This is a genomic window from Vibrio sp. ZF57, assembly GCF_001691235.1.
Taxonomy (GTDB): Bacteria; Pseudomonadota; Gammaproteobacteria; order Enterobacterales; family Vibrionaceae; genus Vibrio; species Vibrio crassostreae_C.
This window is the reverse complement of the sequence record NZ_MAKD01000056.1, coordinates 135212-153442: the sequence shown is the minus strand read 5'-3', so window position 1 is coordinate 153442 and position 18231 is coordinate 135212. Positions and strand designations below refer to the sequence as shown.

The 18231-nt window shown below is 40.0% G+C and carries 19 protein-coding genes and 1 pseudogene; 14 read left to right on the top strand and 6 right to left on the bottom strand.

The window, feature by feature from the left end; genetic code table 11:
• Nucleotides 1-116 precede the first annotated feature (116 nt).
• The 5 genes and pseudogenes from A6D97_RS06425 to A6D97_RS06405 form a co-directional block, all read right to left on the bottom strand.
• Entirely contained in the window at nt 117-1022 is a 906-nt protein-coding gene (locus A6D97_RS06425; protein WP_065584039.1) for a LysR substrate-binding domain-containing protein, read from the bottom strand.
• 338 nt (nt 1023-1360) lie between these two features.
• Nucleotides 1361-3049, bottom strand: a complete 1689-nt coding sequence (locus tag A6D97_RS06415) for an AMP-binding protein (RefSeq protein ID WP_017060826.1) — start codon at nt 3047-3049, stop codon at nt 1361-1363.
• A 93-nt stretch (nt 3050-3142) separates the two neighbouring features.
• A pseudogene (locus A6D97_RS21445) lies at nt 3143-3286 on the bottom strand (AraC family transcriptional regulator); the annotation flags it as partial.
• A gap of 136 nt (nt 3287-3422) precedes the next feature.
• Nucleotides 3423-4109, bottom strand: coding sequence for a transglycosylase SLT domain-containing protein (locus A6D97_RS06410; RefSeq protein WP_157939983.1), 687 nt, complete (start codon nt 4107-4109; stop codon nt 3423-3425).
• A gap of 101 nt (nt 4110-4210) precedes the next feature.
• The gene (locus A6D97_RS06405) at nt 4211-5077 is read right to left on the bottom strand and encodes a LysR family transcriptional regulator (protein WP_065584036.1); all 867 of its coding nucleotides are present in this window, start codon (nt 5075-5077) and stop codon (nt 4211-4213) included.
• Nucleotides 5078-5398: 321 nt separating this feature from the next.
• Here A6D97_RS06405 and A6D97_RS06400 point away from each other — a divergent pair, with 321 nt between their 5' ends.
• The 14 genes from A6D97_RS06400 (at nt 5399) to A6D97_RS06335 (ending at nt 17010) form a co-directional block, all read left to right on the top strand.
• Complete coding sequence (locus A6D97_RS06400; RefSeq protein ID WP_065584035.1) at nt 5399-5620, top strand: Flp family type IVb pilin; 222 nt, start codon at nt 5399-5401, stop codon at nt 5618-5620.
• A gap of 34 nt (nt 5621-5654) precedes the next feature.
• A complete protein-coding gene (locus tag A6D97_RS06395) occupies nt 5655-6128 on the top strand; it encodes a prepilin peptidase (protein ID WP_065584034.1) in 474 nt (157 codons plus the stop codon).
• Nucleotides 6128-6949 (top strand): Flp pilus assembly protein CpaB, encoded by an 822-nt coding sequence (gene cpaB / locus A6D97_RS06390; RefSeq protein WP_065584033.1) that lies wholly within the window; start codon nt 6128-6130, stop codon nt 6947-6949. Before A6D97_RS06395 ends, cpaB begins: the two co-directional genes overlap by 1 nt.
• Complete coding sequence (locus A6D97_RS06385; RefSeq protein ID WP_065584032.1) at nt 6949-8310, top strand: pilus assembly protein N-terminal domain-containing protein; 1362 nt, start codon at nt 6949-6951, stop codon at nt 8308-8310. The genes cpaB and A6D97_RS06385 overlap by 1 nt, the downstream gene beginning before the upstream one ends.
• The gene (locus A6D97_RS06380; protein WP_065584031.1) at nt 8307-8783 is read left to right on the top strand and encodes a hypothetical protein; all 477 of its coding nucleotides are present in this window, start codon (nt 8307-8309) and stop codon (nt 8781-8783) included. Before A6D97_RS06385 ends, A6D97_RS06380 begins: the two co-directional genes overlap by 4 nt.
• Before the next feature lie 2 nt (nt 8784-8785).
• Nucleotides 8786-10021 (top strand): chromosome partitioning protein ParA, encoded by a 1236-nt coding sequence (locus A6D97_RS06375; protein ID WP_065584030.1) that lies wholly within the window; start codon nt 8786-8788, stop codon nt 10019-10021.
• On the top strand, nt 10018-11295 hold the full coding sequence (locus A6D97_RS06370) for a CpaF family protein (protein ID WP_065584029.1): 1278 nt from the start codon (nt 10018-10020) through the stop codon (nt 11293-11295). The genes A6D97_RS06375 and A6D97_RS06370 overlap by 4 nt, the downstream gene beginning before the upstream one ends.
• Before the next feature lie 2 nt (nt 11296-11297).
• Nucleotides 11298-12200 carry a type II secretion system F family protein gene (locus A6D97_RS06365; RefSeq protein WP_083190212.1) on the top strand — a complete coding sequence of 301 codons (903 nt, stop codon included), beginning with the start codon at nt 11298-11300 and terminating at the stop codon, nt 12198-12200.
• An 83-nt stretch (nt 12201-12283) separates the two neighbouring features.
• A complete protein-coding gene (locus A6D97_RS06360) occupies nt 12284-13051 on the top strand; it encodes a type II secretion system F family protein (protein WP_346393665.1) in 768 nt (255 codons plus the stop codon).
• Nucleotides 13048-13773, top strand: a complete 726-nt coding sequence (locus tag A6D97_RS06355) for a tetratricopeptide repeat protein (RefSeq protein ID WP_065584026.1) — start codon at nt 13048-13050, stop codon at nt 13771-13773. The genes A6D97_RS06360 and A6D97_RS06355 overlap by 4 nt, the downstream gene beginning before the upstream one ends.
• Before the next feature lie 9 nt (nt 13774-13782).
• Nucleotides 13783-14271 carry a TadE/TadG family type IV pilus assembly protein gene (locus A6D97_RS06350; RefSeq protein ID WP_065584025.1) on the top strand — a complete coding sequence of 163 codons (489 nt, stop codon included), beginning with the start codon at nt 13783-13785 and terminating at the stop codon, nt 14269-14271.
• 5 nt (nt 14272-14276) lie between these two features.
• The gene (gene tadF, locus A6D97_RS06345; RefSeq protein ID WP_065584053.1) at nt 14277-14807 is read left to right on the top strand and encodes a tight adherence pilus pseudopilin TadF; all 531 of its coding nucleotides are present in this window, start codon (nt 14277-14279) and stop codon (nt 14805-14807) included.
• A 1-nt stretch (nt 14808) separates the two neighbouring features.
• A complete protein-coding gene (locus tag A6D97_RS06340; protein ID WP_065584024.1) occupies nt 14809-16320 on the top strand; it encodes a pilus assembly protein in 1512 nt (503 codons plus the stop codon).
• A gap of 6 nt (nt 16321-16326) precedes the next feature.
• Nucleotides 16327-17010 (top strand): OmpA family protein, encoded by a 684-nt coding sequence (locus tag A6D97_RS06335; protein WP_065584023.1) that lies wholly within the window; start codon nt 16327-16329, stop codon nt 17008-17010.
• A gap of 68 nt (nt 17011-17078) precedes the next feature.
• On the opposite strand, the gene chrA is transcribed toward A6D97_RS06335, so the two are convergent.
• On the bottom strand, nt 17079-18224 hold the full coding sequence (gene chrA, locus A6D97_RS06330; protein WP_065584022.1) for a chromate efflux transporter: 1146 nt from the start codon (nt 18222-18224) through the stop codon (nt 17079-17081).
• Nucleotides 18225-18231 lie beyond the last annotated feature (7 nt).

Genomic DNA, 18231 nt, shown 5'->3' with positions numbered 1-18231 from the left:
GCTTTTAACTCGACGTTGCTTTAACTCAACATAGTTTTGTCGGTGTCGGGAGGTTTACGTTACCGTTCTATGTTGAGTTAGGTTTATAGTTTATATAAAGAAGTGGGAGATAAGATTTAACTCTCCAATAGCTCGTTTACTTCTTCGTGCAACCAATTGGTGAACGCGGTAATACGCTCTTCTCTCGGGGAGTTAGGATCAAAGCATAGGTTGACTTGAACCCTAGGTGTCATGCCTATATCAAAGGGCTTCACTAGCAAGCCGCGTTCGATGAAGTCACCAGCCAAGCTGTCGGTTGCCAAGCAAACCCCATGCCCTGCCATGACCGTGGTTAGCCCCATATCAAAGGTGCCTACTTCCATCCACTGAATGGTGCTGCTTTGAGTCGATATGTTTGCTTGCCTAAACCATTCCTCCCACGGGAAACAACCGCTATCAAACTGAATTAGCCAACATTTGAGGAGTTGTTCAGGTGATGTGAAGTTCAAAGAGTTTGCGAGTTCAGGAGAACAAAAAGGGTAAACCGGTTCGTTGATTAGCATCTCTAGAGTCAAGCCTTCTTCAACGCATAGATCTTCGCCCTGCAGAATAGCCACATCAATCTCGCCATGTTTTAAACTTGGGGTATCAGACCCTGTTAGCACCTTAATTGGGATTTCTGGGTGCTTTACCGAGAACTTCCACAGCCTAGGCAGTAACCAACGCGAAGCAAAAGAAGGGGGACTTCTAACAACAAGCAGCCCTTGAATAGGTTCTGATTGGATCTTGTTTAACCCCAGCAGAACCTCTTGAAATCCATCAGAGACATGTCTAAAAAGTGTGTGCCCTTCATGCGTCAAAGTCATTGCACGCCCCTTACGAATAAAAAGCTTACATCCAACCTGTTCTTCTAACTGTCGAATCTTCTGGCTGACGGCTGCTTGAGTGACGAACAGCTCTTCAGCAGCTTTGCTGTAGTTGCTCAAGCGAGCCGCAACTTCAAAGTAACGGAGACCTGAAAGGTGACGCAGTCTATTGTCCATAATCTCAGCTTATAGTTCTTGTTAATAATGGTTGTTCGATTATCGAACAGGTTGTTTTCATAATAGCGATAAATACAAAGGGAATACAAGAGAGAGAACATGAAAGCAATAACCTGTTGGGTCGGAATATTTGTTACTCAGGTACTTAAAATCAATGACAATACTAAGGTGAGGAAGGGGGCTAAATCTAGACAAGTTGTTTGCTTGGAATCGTTAAGTCATCGAATGAGAAAGGATGTCGGCTTAGATTACGAGAGTAGTGATGCTGCGGATTATACTAAGTACTTATAATGTGAGCTTACAAAAAAGGAGCCATAATGGCTCCCTCTCGATTTTAATTATTCTTCCCAAACCACCAATTTATCTTTCGGCCAGTTATGACCAACTTCATGGTATTTCTGCTCAAGGATATGTCGCTTGATTTTGAGAGTCGGGGTTAACACGCCATTCTCAATGCTCCATGGTTCCTTAATCATCAATACACCTTTGATCTTCTCGTGTGAACCAAGCTGCTCGTTCATTTTCTCGATAACGCGCTTTGTCGTTTTCTCATAGCGAGCTCGATCGAAATTAGGGAAGTCATGCGGTACCACAAGTAGGATTGGACCAGGTAGGCCAAGACCTATCAAACACATCATTTCTACGCGGCTGTACTCAAACAGTTTGTTTTCGATTGGTACAGGGGCAACAAACTTACCTTTAGCGGTTTTAAAGGTATCTTTCTTACGCCCACGAATCGTTAGGTAACCTTCACTATCGATATCACCGATATCACCGGTATGAAGCCAACCATCCGAGTTAAAAGACTCTTGGGTTGCAATATCATTCTTGTAGTAACCAGAGAATAAGCCTTTGCCTCGAACTAGAATCTCTTCATCTTCAGCTATTTTGAGTTCGATCCCTGGACCTGCATTACCAACCGTACCAATTTTATCGGCTCTGAATGGGTAGTTGAGCGTGCTGTAGGCGAAAGACTCTGTCATGCCCCATGCCTCGGTAATGTGCAGGCCAACACTCTCATACCATGCGAGTAGAGCGGGTGATACAGGTGCAGAACCACATCCAAGAACGCGAGCTTGGTCTAACCCTAAGCCATCAGCAAGTTTCTTCTTAATGATGTTGTTGATAAACGGAATCTTCAGTAAGAAGTTCAGTTTCTTCTGTGGCAATTTGTCTTGGATTCGCTGCTGGAACAGAGTCCATAAGCGAGGAACTGAAATAAACAGCGTAGGGCGATGCATTTTCACATCATCAATAAAGGTGTCTAAAGATTCAGGGAAAGCCGTAACCACGCCCCCCATTACTGAAGAACCAAAGATGTAAACGCGTTCTGTAATATGAGCAAGCGGTAGGTAAGAAAACAGGCGATCGCCAGGTTGGATCCCAATATGGTCAATCAACCTTTGAACAGACCAAGTAAACGCGCCGTAGGTGAGCATTGCGCCTTTTGGTAACCCTGATGTACCCGATGTATAAACAAGTGACATCAGCTTATCGTCGTGATGCTGAGGGCGTTTGGTTGATGGTTCATGTGTCTCAATGAGCTGCTCGAAAGTGTGTTGGCACTTCGCTGCGCTGTCGTATGGCAGTGAAATACTCACCAAGCTCGGGTTGTCATCAAGTACTTTTTGAGTGGCTTTAGGATCGTCAAGCTTACCCGCAATCACAATTTTACTTTCACTATGCTCAATACAATACTGAATGGTATCTGCCCCCGCTGTTGGAAAGATTGGGACGCTGACAAAATCTCCTAACATCATGGCAAGATCGCAGATGAACCACTCTGCACAGTTTTTTGATACGAGAGCGACTCGATCGCCAGGTTGGGCTCCGAGTCCTTCTAATGCTGACGCCAATTTCAGTGCTTTGTCTGCTACTTCTTTATAAGTAAATTCGACAAATTGGCGATTAATAATCTGTTTCAAATAGACTTCATCTGGGCGTTCTTCTGCCCATTTTAAAATCATGTCATTGGGTGTAGGGAGAGCTGTTGCTTGTTCTTGGCTAAACTCGTTAGGCTGAATCATTGTCTAACTCCATGTTTTTCGCTAAGTTATTTTTGGTTATTTTTGTTAAAATCATGTTAAATGTACCATGATTTTTTCTTTTAGGGAGTAAAATTAGCGTTTTCTGTTATCTGTGCAGGCACGTCTGTAGCTTGCAGGGGTTACGCCCGTCCTTTTCTTAAAAATTCTTGAAAAATACGACACATCCTTGTAGCCACATTGATAAGAAATTACAGCTATTTTTGATTCGGTATCCGCTACGTGTAAGTCCACGGTTTATTATAAGATATTATCGAAACAACCCTGCCACTGTATTCAATTACCAGAGCTGTTATCAATTCAAATTTTAGGTTAGAAATTTAATGATCGCCATCGCCATATAAGAATATATGCATCAGTTGAGCAAGGCTTGGTATTGCTTGTTTAGTTTGTACACTTTTGCTACGTAAGTTCTTGTTTCTGCAATACGTAATTGTGTTGTTAGCATTGTATATAACTCATCAACTGATAACTTATTGATATTTTTGGAGAATGAACTGATGTCTTTATCACCGAAGGAGTATTTCATTAGATTAGATAAGCCACAGTTATAGGAAGCAATTGCTAGTAGTCTTCTCGCGCTAGAGGAGCGAATGTTGTTGAGATACTTCGTCTCCAAGAGATGCAAATAAGCGGTCCCTACATCAATATTGAATTCAGGGATAAAGAGATCTTGTGCTCTGATAGGTCTATTGTCATAAAGTTCGCGTGAAACTTCAGCAGCCCCACCATTAACAAGAATTTGCATTAATCCAATAGCAGAGGCGTGGGAAACAGCATTTGGGTCGAAGAAACTTTCGGCGTGTATCATAGCAACGATTAATGATGATGGAATTTCCCACTTTGTTGCAGAACGCTCAATGTGAGTTTGATATATTGTATATTTATTGCTGACGCTGTCAGTGATTTTATGGGATAGAAGTACGGGTGGATCGGTTTTGGAAGCTCGTATTTCGTGTATTCTTTTGCTTTTCGGAACCACAATTCGCTGCAATCTTTGATTTTCTTGCAGTTCTTCATAAGAGTTTATCGAGTCTCTCATATGAGTCACTTTCGCTGAGATCTCACTATTAAAACTAATTAATATCAATGAAACTGAAAGGCAGAGATACTTCATATTTTAATAGAGTTGTTGTTCATGTTTCATAGGTGATAGGTACTTCTTAGTCTGTTATGAATCCACTGATGATATTTTCCAAATTCACTGTGCAATGGCCAGATCAGAGACGCATATATTTGCTTACCAAACAATTGAGTATCACTGGGTATTTTTATTAATTTGTTCATTACTGTTTTGGTTTCAATGATATGCTGAGGAAGAAGGGCTATCCCTTTCCCTGCGCTACAGAGTTCAAGGATAGTACTAATATCATCCAATACCCAAATGTTATGGCTTGAAATGATGGAATAATCAATAATATCTTTATATCCATCAAGCAATAACAATCGATTGTTTTGTGAATTGAATTTTGAGTTTTGAACGACTTCTTTACTCGCCACCCAAATGCAATTAACTAAAAATAATTCTTCTATATTAAAGTTATAGATGGTTTTGTGATAGGGATTTCCTATCGCGATATCAATTTTTTTACGATTGATATAATCACCTAAAATATAGCTTGGTTTTGTTACAACGTTTATCTCAACTTCTGGAAACTCCTCGGAAAATTCAACAAGAGCATTTCTTACATTTGAATTTAGCATTAGTAGGTCAATACCTACTTTTATTTTTGTTAAATTTGAATTTGATAGATTTTTAGCAATGTTACTTAACTCTTTGTGTTTGCTTATTATTGGTGTGGTTAGCGCATATATTTTTTTTCCTTTATCGGTTAATGATACCGTGTGACCACCTCTATCAAAAAGAAAATATCCTAAATCTTGTTCTAGATTTTTTATCGCTCCACTTATCGTTGATTGCGATTTACCTAGTTTCCTCGCAGCACAACTGAACGAACCTTCAGAGGCAACAGTATGAAATGAGATTAAATTGTCTAAAGTGAGCCTCATATATCCCTCCTGCAGACTTTGCACCGTAAGTATTAGACTAATACTAATAATTTGAATTGGCACTATTTGAAATTAAAGTGTGACGAAGATCACACTTTTACTTTGGGTGCAATAAACTTAATTTTCAAGGATAAATATTAATTTAGAAGCTAAATCCCTTTAAATTAATTAGATAGGTAATATGAAAAAATAACCACTTTTAAATCGCGTGTATTTTGGGTTTGGATATCGGGGAAACCGATAGTAACCGAATGTGAGAAAGTGATCTGATTACTAAGATCTAATTGCTTTGCACTAGAAGCATGAAAAAAGGATGGCATCATGATTACTAAACTTTACGTGTATACGACAAATTTTATTGCTGATCTAAGAAAAGACGAGAGAGGTGTGACAGCTATTGAATATGGTTTGATTGCTATTGCAATGGCTGTTTTGTTAGTGACAGCTTTTTTCAGCGATAAAGGTTTCGTTGATGAACTGGCTCTTGGGTTTAAAAACTTGGGTACAGAATTAGGGCAGGAAGCGAAGCTTCTTAAAGAATAATTAACCTAATATTAGTCCTTAAGAAAAATTATTTATGGGACAGATTAAATACACAGAGCACATGCTTTTGTGCTCTTTATTATTATTGCTTTCATATGTTGTATTTTCAGATTTAAAGTTTCGTCGGATTAGTAATAAAGCAGTTGGGTGTGCTTTGTTTCTATCTATGTTAATTGGTCATAATCATTTCTCTATTGAGTATATTTATTCATTAGCGTTTTTATATTTTGTGCTTTTGATTATATATGGTTTAAAAGTGATCGGTGGCGGAGACATTAAATTAATGGCTGCATTGAGTTTAGCAACCCCCTCAAGCTTTTGGCCTTATACATATGTAGTAATAACTGTTATCGGAGGCTTGTTAGCTCTGGTTTATTTGATTCTCCAATTCATAGATAATCGGTTTCAATTAGGACTAATTAAACTTTTCGGAATTCCGTATGGTATAGCAATATCTTTCGGGTTTGTCTTTTCGATAATGCAGTACATCTATGTGGGAGAAGTGTAATGCGTTCCAGATTAGCCATTATCATTGCTTTGATTGCAATAGGTTTAGGGGTATACGGTTTACTTTTAAATCCGAACGACAATCAAACTAAAAATGCCGTTACCTCACCTAAAAAAGAAGACGTTTACGTCCAAATTTGGCGTGCGAAGACAGATCTAGATAGAGGCAAGCCTGTGTCTTCTGAGCAGGTCGTTAGAGAACAAGTCTTGTTAGATTTGGCTCTAGAAAAAGGCGTACGCTCAGACGTTGAACTCGATTTTTCCCCCTCTACGTTACTGAACCGAAATATAACTGCGGGCCGTTTAGTGATGCCTGAATTTCAAGTAGCAAAAGGAAATGCAGGCTATATAGATTTGTTGATTTCTGATGGAAAAGAGCCGTTTCCTCTCCAGGTGAGCCGTGAAAATTTGGTCGCCGGTTATATCAGACCTGGTGTCTTTGTAGACATACTAGCAATAAGCTCTCCTCAAGATAATCTCTCTGTAGAAGAAGCAACAATTGAGTATACAGGGGTACATGCAAAACATTTACTAAGAAATGCCAAAGTGCTGGGTGTAGAGCAAAACGAAGAAAGTGACTCTTTGATAAGAGCCGATACTCAGGCAAGCCAAGAAGACGCCATTATCATAATATTAGAGATAGATCCTACTGATATAGCAAGACTTTCTATCGCCGAGAAGACGATGCACCTTGAAGTATATCGTTCTTATGAATATGAAAAGCCGGTTCAGGCTGATGTACGAAATGTTATTGAAAACTACAGTGGAGTTGCAGAGCTAAGAGGGGCAAGTCGTTTATCCAATCAGGGAGATGAACTCTAATGAAAATACAAAAACTCTTAGAGTTATTACCTAAATACTGGTTGATAGTGTTATGCATATCGCTTTCATTCAAAGCGAACGCAGATACCTACATAACTCAAAATGACGGTCATCACATTCGAGTTGGTGAGCCGATATCCACAGTTTTCATTAGTGCTCCTGATATTGCTGATTATAACGTCGTGGATGAGAACACAATCGTTGTATTCGCTAAGGAAATAGGCCAATCAAAGATAATTATTTATGGAGAAGGTAAGAAGATTTTGCTTTCCGAGCGTATCGTTGTCGATATTGACTTGAGTCACGTACGAAGACAGTTGCGCGCTTTCTATCCAAATCTTGATATAAAAATAGAGTCTATTGGTGAGCAGGTCGTTGTCAGTGGTGTCGTAAATAGTGAGGAAGAGCGTGACAATATATACCGTCTAATCGCTACATTGCTGTCTAGGGATAAAGTAGCTCGATATGAAGATACTCAGCAATTCACGTATGAGAGTGAAACTATCTCTGTACCAGAATCTGAATCGCTCATATTTGCAAGAAACATGACGTGGGATGGAATCATTGAACAACTGAAAGTAGCTTCTGTACAGCAAGTTAACGTTAAAATTTCGGTGGCTCAAGTAACTGAAACCTTTGGGCAAACTATTGGTGTTGATTGGTCAAGTGTTGGGGCTAACGTTGGGGAATTTTTATTCCAACAATTTGATGCCGCAGACTTGACGACAGTTATTACTGCTTTGGGGAATGAAAATATAGCTCAAATCCTTGCTGAACCAAATTTGACGGTTGTTTCTGGAGAGTCGGCAAGTTTCCTAGTTGGTGGTGAGATACCCGTTATTGTCGCTACTGGTGACGCTATTAACATTACTTTCCGTGAATATGGTGTTCGCCTCGGGCTTACGGCAAAGGTACATAGTGACGAAAGAATTCGCATGCAACTTATGCCGGAAGTGAGTGAAGTTGAACGTTATATTCAAGCAGCAGGCATTGAAGTTCCGCAATTGGCTACCCGACGCGCAATGACAACTGTTGAGTTAGGAGATGGTGATAGCTTTGTCTTGGGTGGTTTAATGAGTAGTTCTGACTTAGAAGAGCTACAGAAAACACCGTTGCTCGGAGACATTCCATTACTTGGTGCTGCATTCAGAAAATCAAACACGGATCGTCGTCGTACCGAGTTGATCATTGTTGCAACCGTTAATCTGGTTAAACCATTAAAAAGTAAAGATGTTCAAATTCCACAAATACAGCGCACATCGACCTTTTACCGTTGGTTAAATATTGGAGATCCGACTCCGGCCATCAAAGGGAATGAGCCGGCAATTGAGTTGCTTTCTGAAGGAGGGTTTATCCGATGAGACATTGTTTATTTGCTGTTTTATTTATATTGCTGCTCTCTGGTTGTACTGAACGTTACTTCAATGGAAAAGGCGTGGAATATTTGGTTTACCCAGAAACGCACACTTATACATTTACTGTGATGTCATTGAGAGAGACGCAGGCGCAGCTTGTAGGTTTGTTGCAGAAAGTGCAGGAGGTTGATCCTGGAGCTTCATATCTATTTGAGTATCGTACCAATCAAGGTAAACAAGTTGTGACCAAAGCTGTCGCCTATTTTCCTAGTCTCCCTTTGGCAGCTGAATCATTTGTGATTCAACAAAACGGAAAACAGAGTAAAGATCTTAAAGTTACGATCACTTATCACGCTCTAGTGACCCAAAAGTGTGATATTCCCCAAATAGAAGGCTCGGAATTTAGCCGTAATTGTTTCTCTGAGGCAGCGAGAGTTCGTCAGGTCGCTCACAAGGAAAGATTGGTAGAGGGAATCTAGTTATGTTTGATCTCGTCAAAAATATAAAAGACACAACACCTCAAGTTGTTGAGCTAACGAATGGCCCTGCTAGTTGTGCTCTGATTTATCAATCAAAAGAATGCTCAGATTTAGTCAAAGAGATGTTTCAATTTGAGGGATGGAATGAGCCGCATTGCATTAAGAGGGAAGCTTTGTCTCCCAAGTTCTATTCTGAACAAACGGATAATATCGTCATACTCGATCTAACAGAATCCCAAGATATCTTGGTTGATGCTCAGGAAATAGCAAGTAAATTACCAACACGAAAAGGCGTTATTGTTATTGGCGGGCAAGACTCTATCTCGACTCTTAGAGATCTAAAAGAGATGGGATTTTATTACTTACTCTGGCCGATAAATAAGCTCGAGTTCTCTGATTTTGTTATGAATGTACATAAAAATTTAGAGACATATACCGGAGTTAGTAAAAAACGAAAAGCTAAGAGGGTAGCTGTTGTTGGTAGTAAGGGAGGGATTGGTACTTCCTTTATCACTGCTGAACTAGGCTCTAAATTATCATCGCAAAATATTGATACGATTTTGGTCGATCACCAGTACAGTGATTCGAATATTGATGTGTTAATGGGGTTAGAAGATTTTCGCTCAAAAGCAATTGATGAATTTGCTGTTCCTATTCATGAGTTAGACACCGAAGGTGCGTTGTCATATTTGACTAAAGTTCGTAAATCATTTCGCTTACTTGCTCTTCAAGGAGAGAGTAATCAAGATAAAATATTTAATTACAACCAGATATTATGTGAACTGATGAGCCGAAATACCAACTTCATTATCGAAGACTTTTCGGGCAGCATAGATTTCAGAGTTGACCCTCAGCTACTCGTGGAAACTTATGATGTTATTGTCGTGGTTTTTGAGCCTTCAGTTTCTTCTATTCGCAACGCAAAATCTCTCCTAGAAACGTTAGAGCAAAAACAGATTTCAATCGGTAAGCGAATCCGAGTCGTTACTTTTGCTAATCATCATCGTCCTGAAAGTACATTCGTTATAGAGCAGTCAGACCTAGATAAATATCTTGGTGCGAAAGTTGATCTAAATATGGTGTATTGCAAGAAGCTTTCTCATTTGCTGATTGAAGGTAAGCGTGCTCATAAGCATGAACGAAGCGTCAATAATGCGATTGAAGAACTGACGAGCCTAATTAATGGACAAAGCTCTGGCAAGCCACATAGCTGGCTATCTCGATTGGTGGGTAGATGAGTTCTAATAAAGAGATTTATTCGTCATTTCGGATGCAGATCTTTGAGGCTTTAGATGTAGAGGCTATTCAGGGTATGTCTCGAAGCGAGCTTGAAGTTCAAGTCAAAAGTGCAGTAGATGTACTTGCTCAAAGTTATGAACGTCCCGTAACCACGATGATGCGTTCTAGTATTGTCAAAAGTATGTTGGATGAGTTATTTGGCTTAGGACCAATTCAACCATTAGTCGATGATAATGCTATCACTGATATTATGGTTAATGGACCAAATAATGTTTTCTTTGAAAAGCATGGCAAGATTGAGCGTTCGGATATTACTTTTGTTGATGAGGCCCAACTATTAAATATAGCTAAACAGATCGCTTCGCGCGTTGGTCGACGTGTCGATGAACTTTCTCCAACTGTTGATGCTCGCCTAGCTGACGGGAGTCGGGTTAATATCGTCATCCCTCCAATTGCTCTTGATGGAACGACGATATCGATTCGGAAGTTCAGAGAGCAAAATATTGATTTAGAATCGTTGGTGGAATTTGATTCTATGTCATTTGATATGGCTAGAGTTCTTTCTATCGCATCACGGTGTCGACTTAATATACTTATTTCTGGAGGGACGGGCTCTGGTAAGACAACATTACTTAACGCTCTTTCACAATACATTAGCGATGACGAGCGTATTGTCACTATCGAAGATGCGGCTGAACTTCGCTTAGAACAGCCGAATCTAGTTCGCTTGGAAACTAGAGTCGAGAGTATAGAAAGTACAGGTTTGGTTACGCAGCGAGATTTGGTTATTAATGCTCTGCGGATGCGACCCGATAGAATAATTCTTGGGGAGTGTCGTGGCTCAGAGGCATTTGAGATGTTACAGGCAATGAACACCGGTCACGAAGGCTCTATGTCAACCTTACACTCCAATTCTCCTAGAGATGCTATTGGCCGTGTTGAGTCTATGGTCATGATGGCGAACCTAAACCAGCCGCTAGATGCGATTAGACGAGCAATAGTTAGTGCGATCGAAGTTGTTGTCCAGGTGAACCGACTTAGAGACGGAACGAGAAAGGTCACTAGCATATCAGAAATTGTCGGCCTAGAGGGTGACAGCGTTGTGATGGAAGAAATTTTTGCTTTTCAGTATGACGAAGTCAATTACGGCGAGGTAGTTCGAGGTAAGTTCACAACAGAGGGGATAATGCAGCGGTCGCAACTGGTTAAAAAAGCGCATTTCTATGGGTTATATGATGAGTTGATGCAGTCATTTAGAGGTGAGGGTTCATGAATATATTGTGGCTGTCTCTCATACTATTTGGTTTTGCGTGCTTTTTACTTATCCCGAGTAAGAAAGGAAAAGTTAAAAACTATTTTCCGGCAGCTCAAACTGATGATGAGGGTATTGACGCGATTAATTTCCAATCTCTTATTGGCAAAAAACGCTGGTCTGAGTTTAAGCATGATCTCTCTCCCACCATAGAGGTACTTGGTCCAAGAGGTAACTTTATTGCGATTGTATATGTCATTCTCTCGGTTTGGGTTTCCTACCTTATTATCTTTAATTTCTTAACCTTAAACTCTTATCTCTACTTTGCCTTGCTGGCCTGCTTCTTAATTTTTACCGGTTATCAATACTTAAAAAATAAAAGACGTCGAAATTTTGAGCAAACGTTTCCTGATGCACTAAATATTCTTATGAGTGCGGTAACTGCTGGCGAAAGCTTGATGCAGGCATTTTGTTTTGTTGGTGACAATATGTCAGGAGAGATCGGTCGGCAGTTTAAAGATATGGGGGAGCGTTTGAAGTTGGGTGAGAATGCAGAGCATGTTCTTAAGCGATCGTGTCGCGCATTTCCTTATCCTGAGTATATCTTTTTTACTATTACTATCCGAGCTAACTTAAGTCGCGGTGGTCAGCTCAAAGGTGTATTGGCTAGGTTGATTCGAGTCCTTGTTGATGCGCGAACCATGGAGATGAAAAAAATGGCAATGACCTCGGAAGCTCGAATTTCAGCTAAAGTGGTTGCCGCAATTCCAATTATTTTTGTATTAATAATAAGTCAAATTCATCCAGCAAATATCGATTTTATTTTAAATGATCCTGAGGGTAGGTGGATTCTTTATTATGTGGTTGGTAGTGAGGTCTTGGGATTATTCATTGTTTGGTTGCTAGTTAAGAGGGTCAAGTTATGATTACCTACGGAGTTGTGGCTTTGGTCATCATACTTTCAGTACTTTTCATTGATTTGTATTTTGTTAGCCGAAAGAAAAAGCGAATGGATAAGTTTTTTGGATTAAACAAAAGAAAAAGTAATACACATAAAATGGGGAGTTTCCTTGTTAAGTTTGGTAAGGAGAATCGTAAAGAGTTGGAGCAGAGACTCAAAGATGCGGGATTTCACACCAAAGGTCTCGCTATACTTTACTTCCCATTTAAAATTTTCTTGATCGCAGTTTATACAATCTATTTACTTTGGTTAGATATATCTTTAATGAACTTAGCGTTATATGGATGTTTAGGAATACTAACGATTGTAATTTTACCTGATATGATACTTGATTTAAGAAAAAAGATAGTGGTGAAAAGAATATCAAAAAACCTACCATATTTATTGGATATGATGGCTGTTTGTGTCCAAACCGGAATGACAATAGAAGCTTCATTTTCTTATTTAGCTAAGGAACTTCAAGGTTTTGATAAAAACTTATGTTATCAAGTTAAAATTACTGCCGACTCCGGGAAGATTAAAGGTATTGATAGGGCTCTTAATGATTTATCTAATCGACTTCCCGCTCCAGAAGTTTCTAGTTTTGTTTTAACCATTATCCAAAATATACAGTATGGTTCTTCCGTTGCGAATATATTAGCAGATCTTGCGGAAGATATGCGAAAGATGCAATTGCTTAATATAGAGGAGAAGATGGGGAAGTTATCTGCGAAAATGAGTATTCCATTAATTTTACTAATCATGTTCCCTATCGTGATACTTATTTTGGCTCCGGGCGTGTCACAGATGAATTTTAATTTAGGTGCACAGTTATGATTATTTTAAAAACTATGGTGTTACTATTTTTCTTTATTCTATCCGGTTGTGTGTCAAATTCACCACAACCAGGTAGTGAAGGCTATGCAGATATAGAGAGTTTGAAGAAAATAGGAAACTACGAAGGTTTAGTTGATGCTTATAAGTACGAACTTTCTCAAACCCCAAATGACTTTAAAATTCTGCAATCCTTAGCGCTAGCCTACTTTGAACTTGGGGATGTTGAATCCTCTCGGTTTTATTCAGATTACTTGATTAGTCAGGGTGTAGTAAATCAAGATTTACTGCAATTAAGAGGGGAGATTTACCACCACGATGGTTTAGATAATTTGGCGGTAGACAGTTTTAGAAAATCTGTTGAGATAGGCAATGAAAGCTCTGATGTTCAAATGATGATGGGGATTTCCTATTGTATGCTGGGAAGATACCCTCACGCTGAAAATGCATTTAATAGAGCTCGAATGAAAGGCTATGATGATATTGCGGTTAAAAATAATTTAGCCATGGTTAAGTTTGCCGAAAATAAATATTCAGAGGTTGTAAGAATTCTCTCTCCTGTTTACAACAGAAACCCAGCAAATAAAAAAGTCAGAGCTAACCTAGCTATTGCATTTATTAAATTAGGTGATATGCGAAGTGCTGAAAAGTTACTCGGTGAAGAGTATTCACAAAGAGAGCTACAACAAATAGCTAGAGTGATCTCCCCGCTCAACTTAGAGTAGGTGGTTAATATGAAATGGTTGAAGTGTAAATATAAAGAAAGAGGAGTAACCACGGTAGAGTTTTCTCTTGGTGCGATTGTTTTAATTGTTGCAACTGTGATGATATTTGAAATGGGGTATCGTATTTATGCAATTAATTTACTCGAATATTCTTTGAGGGAATCAGTAAGAGCTGCAGCAGTACATCAAGGATCTTCTTCATATAATAGCTATGATACTGTTTTGAAGTCGGTAAAAAACTCCCCAGATGCCTTATGGTCATTTCTCTCCCCTAAAGACGAATTTGAGGTGTCTGGACTTTATTATAAAAGTTATGCGGATTTCATTTCAAATGTCAGTGCATCAGACGCGGATCTCGTCCTTAATGATGAAGGGTATAATATTGCTGAGATCAAGTTAGTTTATAACCATAAACCAATTTGGCCATTTTTTTTACAACAAGAAGAGCCGATAGAAAGAACGATTGTGCTAACCCTAGAGCACGAGGGGTGGGAGTGATGAATATGACCAAACATACGTCTTTTCATAAATGTAAAGGGTCGTTCAGTATAGAGTTATTTTTGGTACTGATTGTACTTATTGCACTTTTCTACTTCATGACTGATGTAAGCCATAAGCTTATAGTTCGTGCTCAACTTGATCGAGCTTCCTTCTCTATCGTAAATGTTTTAAAAGAGCGAACACGCTTTTATGATGAGCGTTTTAATTTATCTCAACAGGACTTAACTGAGATGCAGAGTATCTCGGGGAGACTGTTAAATACAAATAGTAACAATGTTGCAATTCAAATTGAATCATTACAAGACAAAACAATACGGAGTGTATTTGCCTCGCCAAGATATGGCACTTTAGGCTGTTCATCACTTGGTATTGAGCAAAAAACACAATTGGTTCCTGAAGAGGATGGGATCATTTTTCCGCTTTACCAAGTATCACTTTGTGTTGAAAGCGATTCGTGGTTTTCGCGTGTTTGGGGAGATCCTTCATCTTCAACAATGATCATATCATCCAGTTCAGTGATGGTAGGGAGGTAGTATGAACAGACACGGGAAATCACAGTTTATCAGCTTACAAAGGCAAGCAGGCGTTGCTGCTGTCTGGCTAGGTTTGTCGTTAGTCCCTATTTTAGGAGTCACTTTTTTTGCTGTCGAGGGGGCTAGATATATTACTGAGTCAAGTCGCCTACGCGACTCAGCACAAGCAGCTGCACTTGCAATTACTATTGATGATAAAGCTGCAAGTGCACAAGAGATGGCAGAGCTTTATGTTAAAGATTATGTAAGAGAAGTTCGTAGCGTGAAGGTGACAACAAAGCGCAATTATCAAGCACCAACACTCGAAAACGATAATACAGAGATAATTGGTTATGACGTTGATGCAACGACGGTATATGACTCATGGTTTGCTCTCAACCTCGTACCATCGTTTGAGGACACTCAACCTTTATTTGGTGAGGCGGAAGCTGCAAAATACCCTGAATATCTCGGCGATAAGATCGTTGATGTCGTATTAGTTACTGATTTTTCAGGCTCTATGACACGTAACTGGTCACAGGGGACTTCAAGCATATCAAAAAAAATTGATTCTCTGAAAGTTGCGGTTGACGAGCTAGCTTTGAGAATACTTGTACCTCGGGCTGGAGATACGATTATCCTTAACCGATTAGCTATAGTTCCTTTTAATTTGAGAGTACAAGACAAAATATCAGACTCGCTCTATGCGGGTAGTCAATTAAGGTATAAAGCGGACGGTTCATTTACTAGAACCTATGAGCAGGTGGATTGGGGATATTGGGCCAATAAGTCACGAGATACTGTTCGTGCTTGTGCCAGTGATGTGGACGCTTGTCCAACTCAAGAATCTTGGCAGTTTTATGAGGCGAAAACAGTTGAAAGTGTTATGAGCATGAATGGACGAAGACTTGAGATCGCAAGCTTAGTTGACTATTCAAACTCAGTAGATGACATGTTCAATAATAAGATTGATGATGCTGAATTTAACTTTCATTTTAGGTCTGCCGACAATGTTCTCTACCACTCTGGAATGGTAAGAACAACAGGTAATGGACACTATGTACTTCCTTTAACGAGTGATATTGATGAAGTTGAGGTTGTGCAAGGTATGAATGCTGGTGGTAATACAGCTGCCTACCAAGGTTTGATTCGCGGTTTACAGGTACTCAATGATGGGCAACCAGACAGTAGCGCGACACCTGAGGAAATTGAAGAGTACAACGGAAAGTTGAAAATTATCATCATTCTTAGTGATGGTCAGGAGTTTCCTAATAATGGAATACTCCCTAACTTAGTCGATAATGGCCTTTGTGATGAGGCTAGAGAGCATTTCATGACTGAGAACGGCAGTTTGTTCATCGGCGTGATTGGCATTGATTTTAATGCAAGTGATCAAAGTGGGTTTCAAGATTGTGTGATTGACCCTGGCTCAGACATTATTGATGTTAGTGATAGGGAGGAGTTAATACAACGAATCGAAGAGCTAATTCAAAAAGGATCTCGAGGTACTGGTGTATCGAGACTATACGGGTGAGTAAAGATGAAAAATACAATGCTAGCACTAGGTATGCTTGTTTCTTTCTCTAGTTATGGGCAGGAGATTAGTGATCAGGTAGTAGAATATTGTGGGAATACTTTTTCAGAGTATTCTCACACCATCGAAATTGGTGAAGTTCAAGGGGTGGCTAGTCATCGTGATGGCTATTGGCAAATTCATGAGGGAAGTCATGATCCAGCTCTCAAGTGGGAGCTTCTTAAGCGCTCACAGTTGATCACTGATCCAAGTGATTGTCTCACTTATATATCAAACCTTGGTATTGCTAGCTTCGATAGTGACAAAGGGCAGCTCGTTGCTCGTGTTAACTTCGCCTTTGATCGTTATTATCTGACCCCTCTTGCTCGTGAAGTGCTTGCTGATGTGGCAAAACATCTCGCAGACAATGACTACCTAGTGACCGTTGAAGGCCATACCGATTGGGTGGGCAGTGAAGCTTACAATCAAGGTTTGGGGCTAGATCGAGCTCAAAGCACTTCTGAACAGCTTTTTACTTATGGAGTTTCAAAAGAGAAGATGACATTGAAGTCTTTGGGTGAGTCTGAGCCAATCGCAAGTAACAAAACTTCTCAAGGTAGAGCTCAAAACAGACGTGCTGATGTGTATATTCCCCCAGAGTCTTTTAACCAAGACGATGCCAGTCCAACCTCTACACAGATAGAAGAATAACGACTATCTCAACGGTCGCATAATCCGAAAATTATAATGCCCACTAATTAGAATTAGTGGGCATTATATTAAATGACTCCGAGTCCAAACCCTATTGCAATAAACAGAGTTACCATCCATACGATTGGCATCTTCATTGTTTTTAGTAGCCACACGCCAACAATGATCAAAGCGAAGTCTAAACCACTGCTCACTGCGCTTGTGAAAATCGGTTGATATAGCGCTGCCAACAATAAACCGACAACCGCCGCATTCACACCAGTAAGAGCGCCAGCCACTAAAGGTTTGCTTGCAATCGCCTGCCAGTTTTTCAACACACCGAGTAGTAATAAGAAGCCCGGTAAGAACACAGCAATCGTTGCGAGTAGTGCGCCTGTGATCGGTGCCGATGGCATCAATACATAACCTAAGTAAGTCGCAAGTGTAAACATAGGCCCTGGTACTGCCTGTGCTGCTGCATAACCTGTTAGGAAGGCATCTTGAGACAGTTGGTCACCAATACCATTTTGTAGCAACGGAAGTACCACGTGGCCGCCGCCGAATACTAAGCTACCTGCTTGGTAGAACAGGCCAAACACTTCAATACCTTGAGAGTAAGCACTGAATAGAGGCAGACCAACCAGCAAAGCAACAAAAATCACGAGAGGCGTTACCGATATTTTTTGCGTTGAAGGTATCGTTTTGAGCTCTTGAGATGTCAAGAACTTACTGCCAATCATCGCTGCAAATAGAAGCACTAAAACTTGAGGCCAGATGCCTGGAATCAGTAGCAGAACAATCGCGGAAATCACACATAAGGCGGTTGCTATCTTCGATTGGCAAAAGTTCTTGTACATACCAAAGGTTGCATCAGCCACAACCACTACCGCTAATAACTTAAGCCCGTGAATGATTGAATTGAAAAGTGGTGCTTCCAATAGCTGGTTGCTGACTAACGCCAATATCAGCATCAGAATCACAGATGGGGAAGTGAAGCCGACAAATGCAGCAATAGCACCTGTTAATCCACCTTTCTTGTAGCCAACCGCAAAGCCAACCTGACTTGAGCCAGGGCCCGGTAGAAATTGGCTAAGAGCGACAATCTGCCCGTACTCTTCGTCGGACAACCAATTCAGTTTCTCAACAAAGGTTTTACGGAAGTAGCCAATGTGTGCTGCTGGTCCACCAAAGCTAATCCAGCCAAGCCAGAAAAAGGTTTTAAAAATTGAAAGCATGATCGAT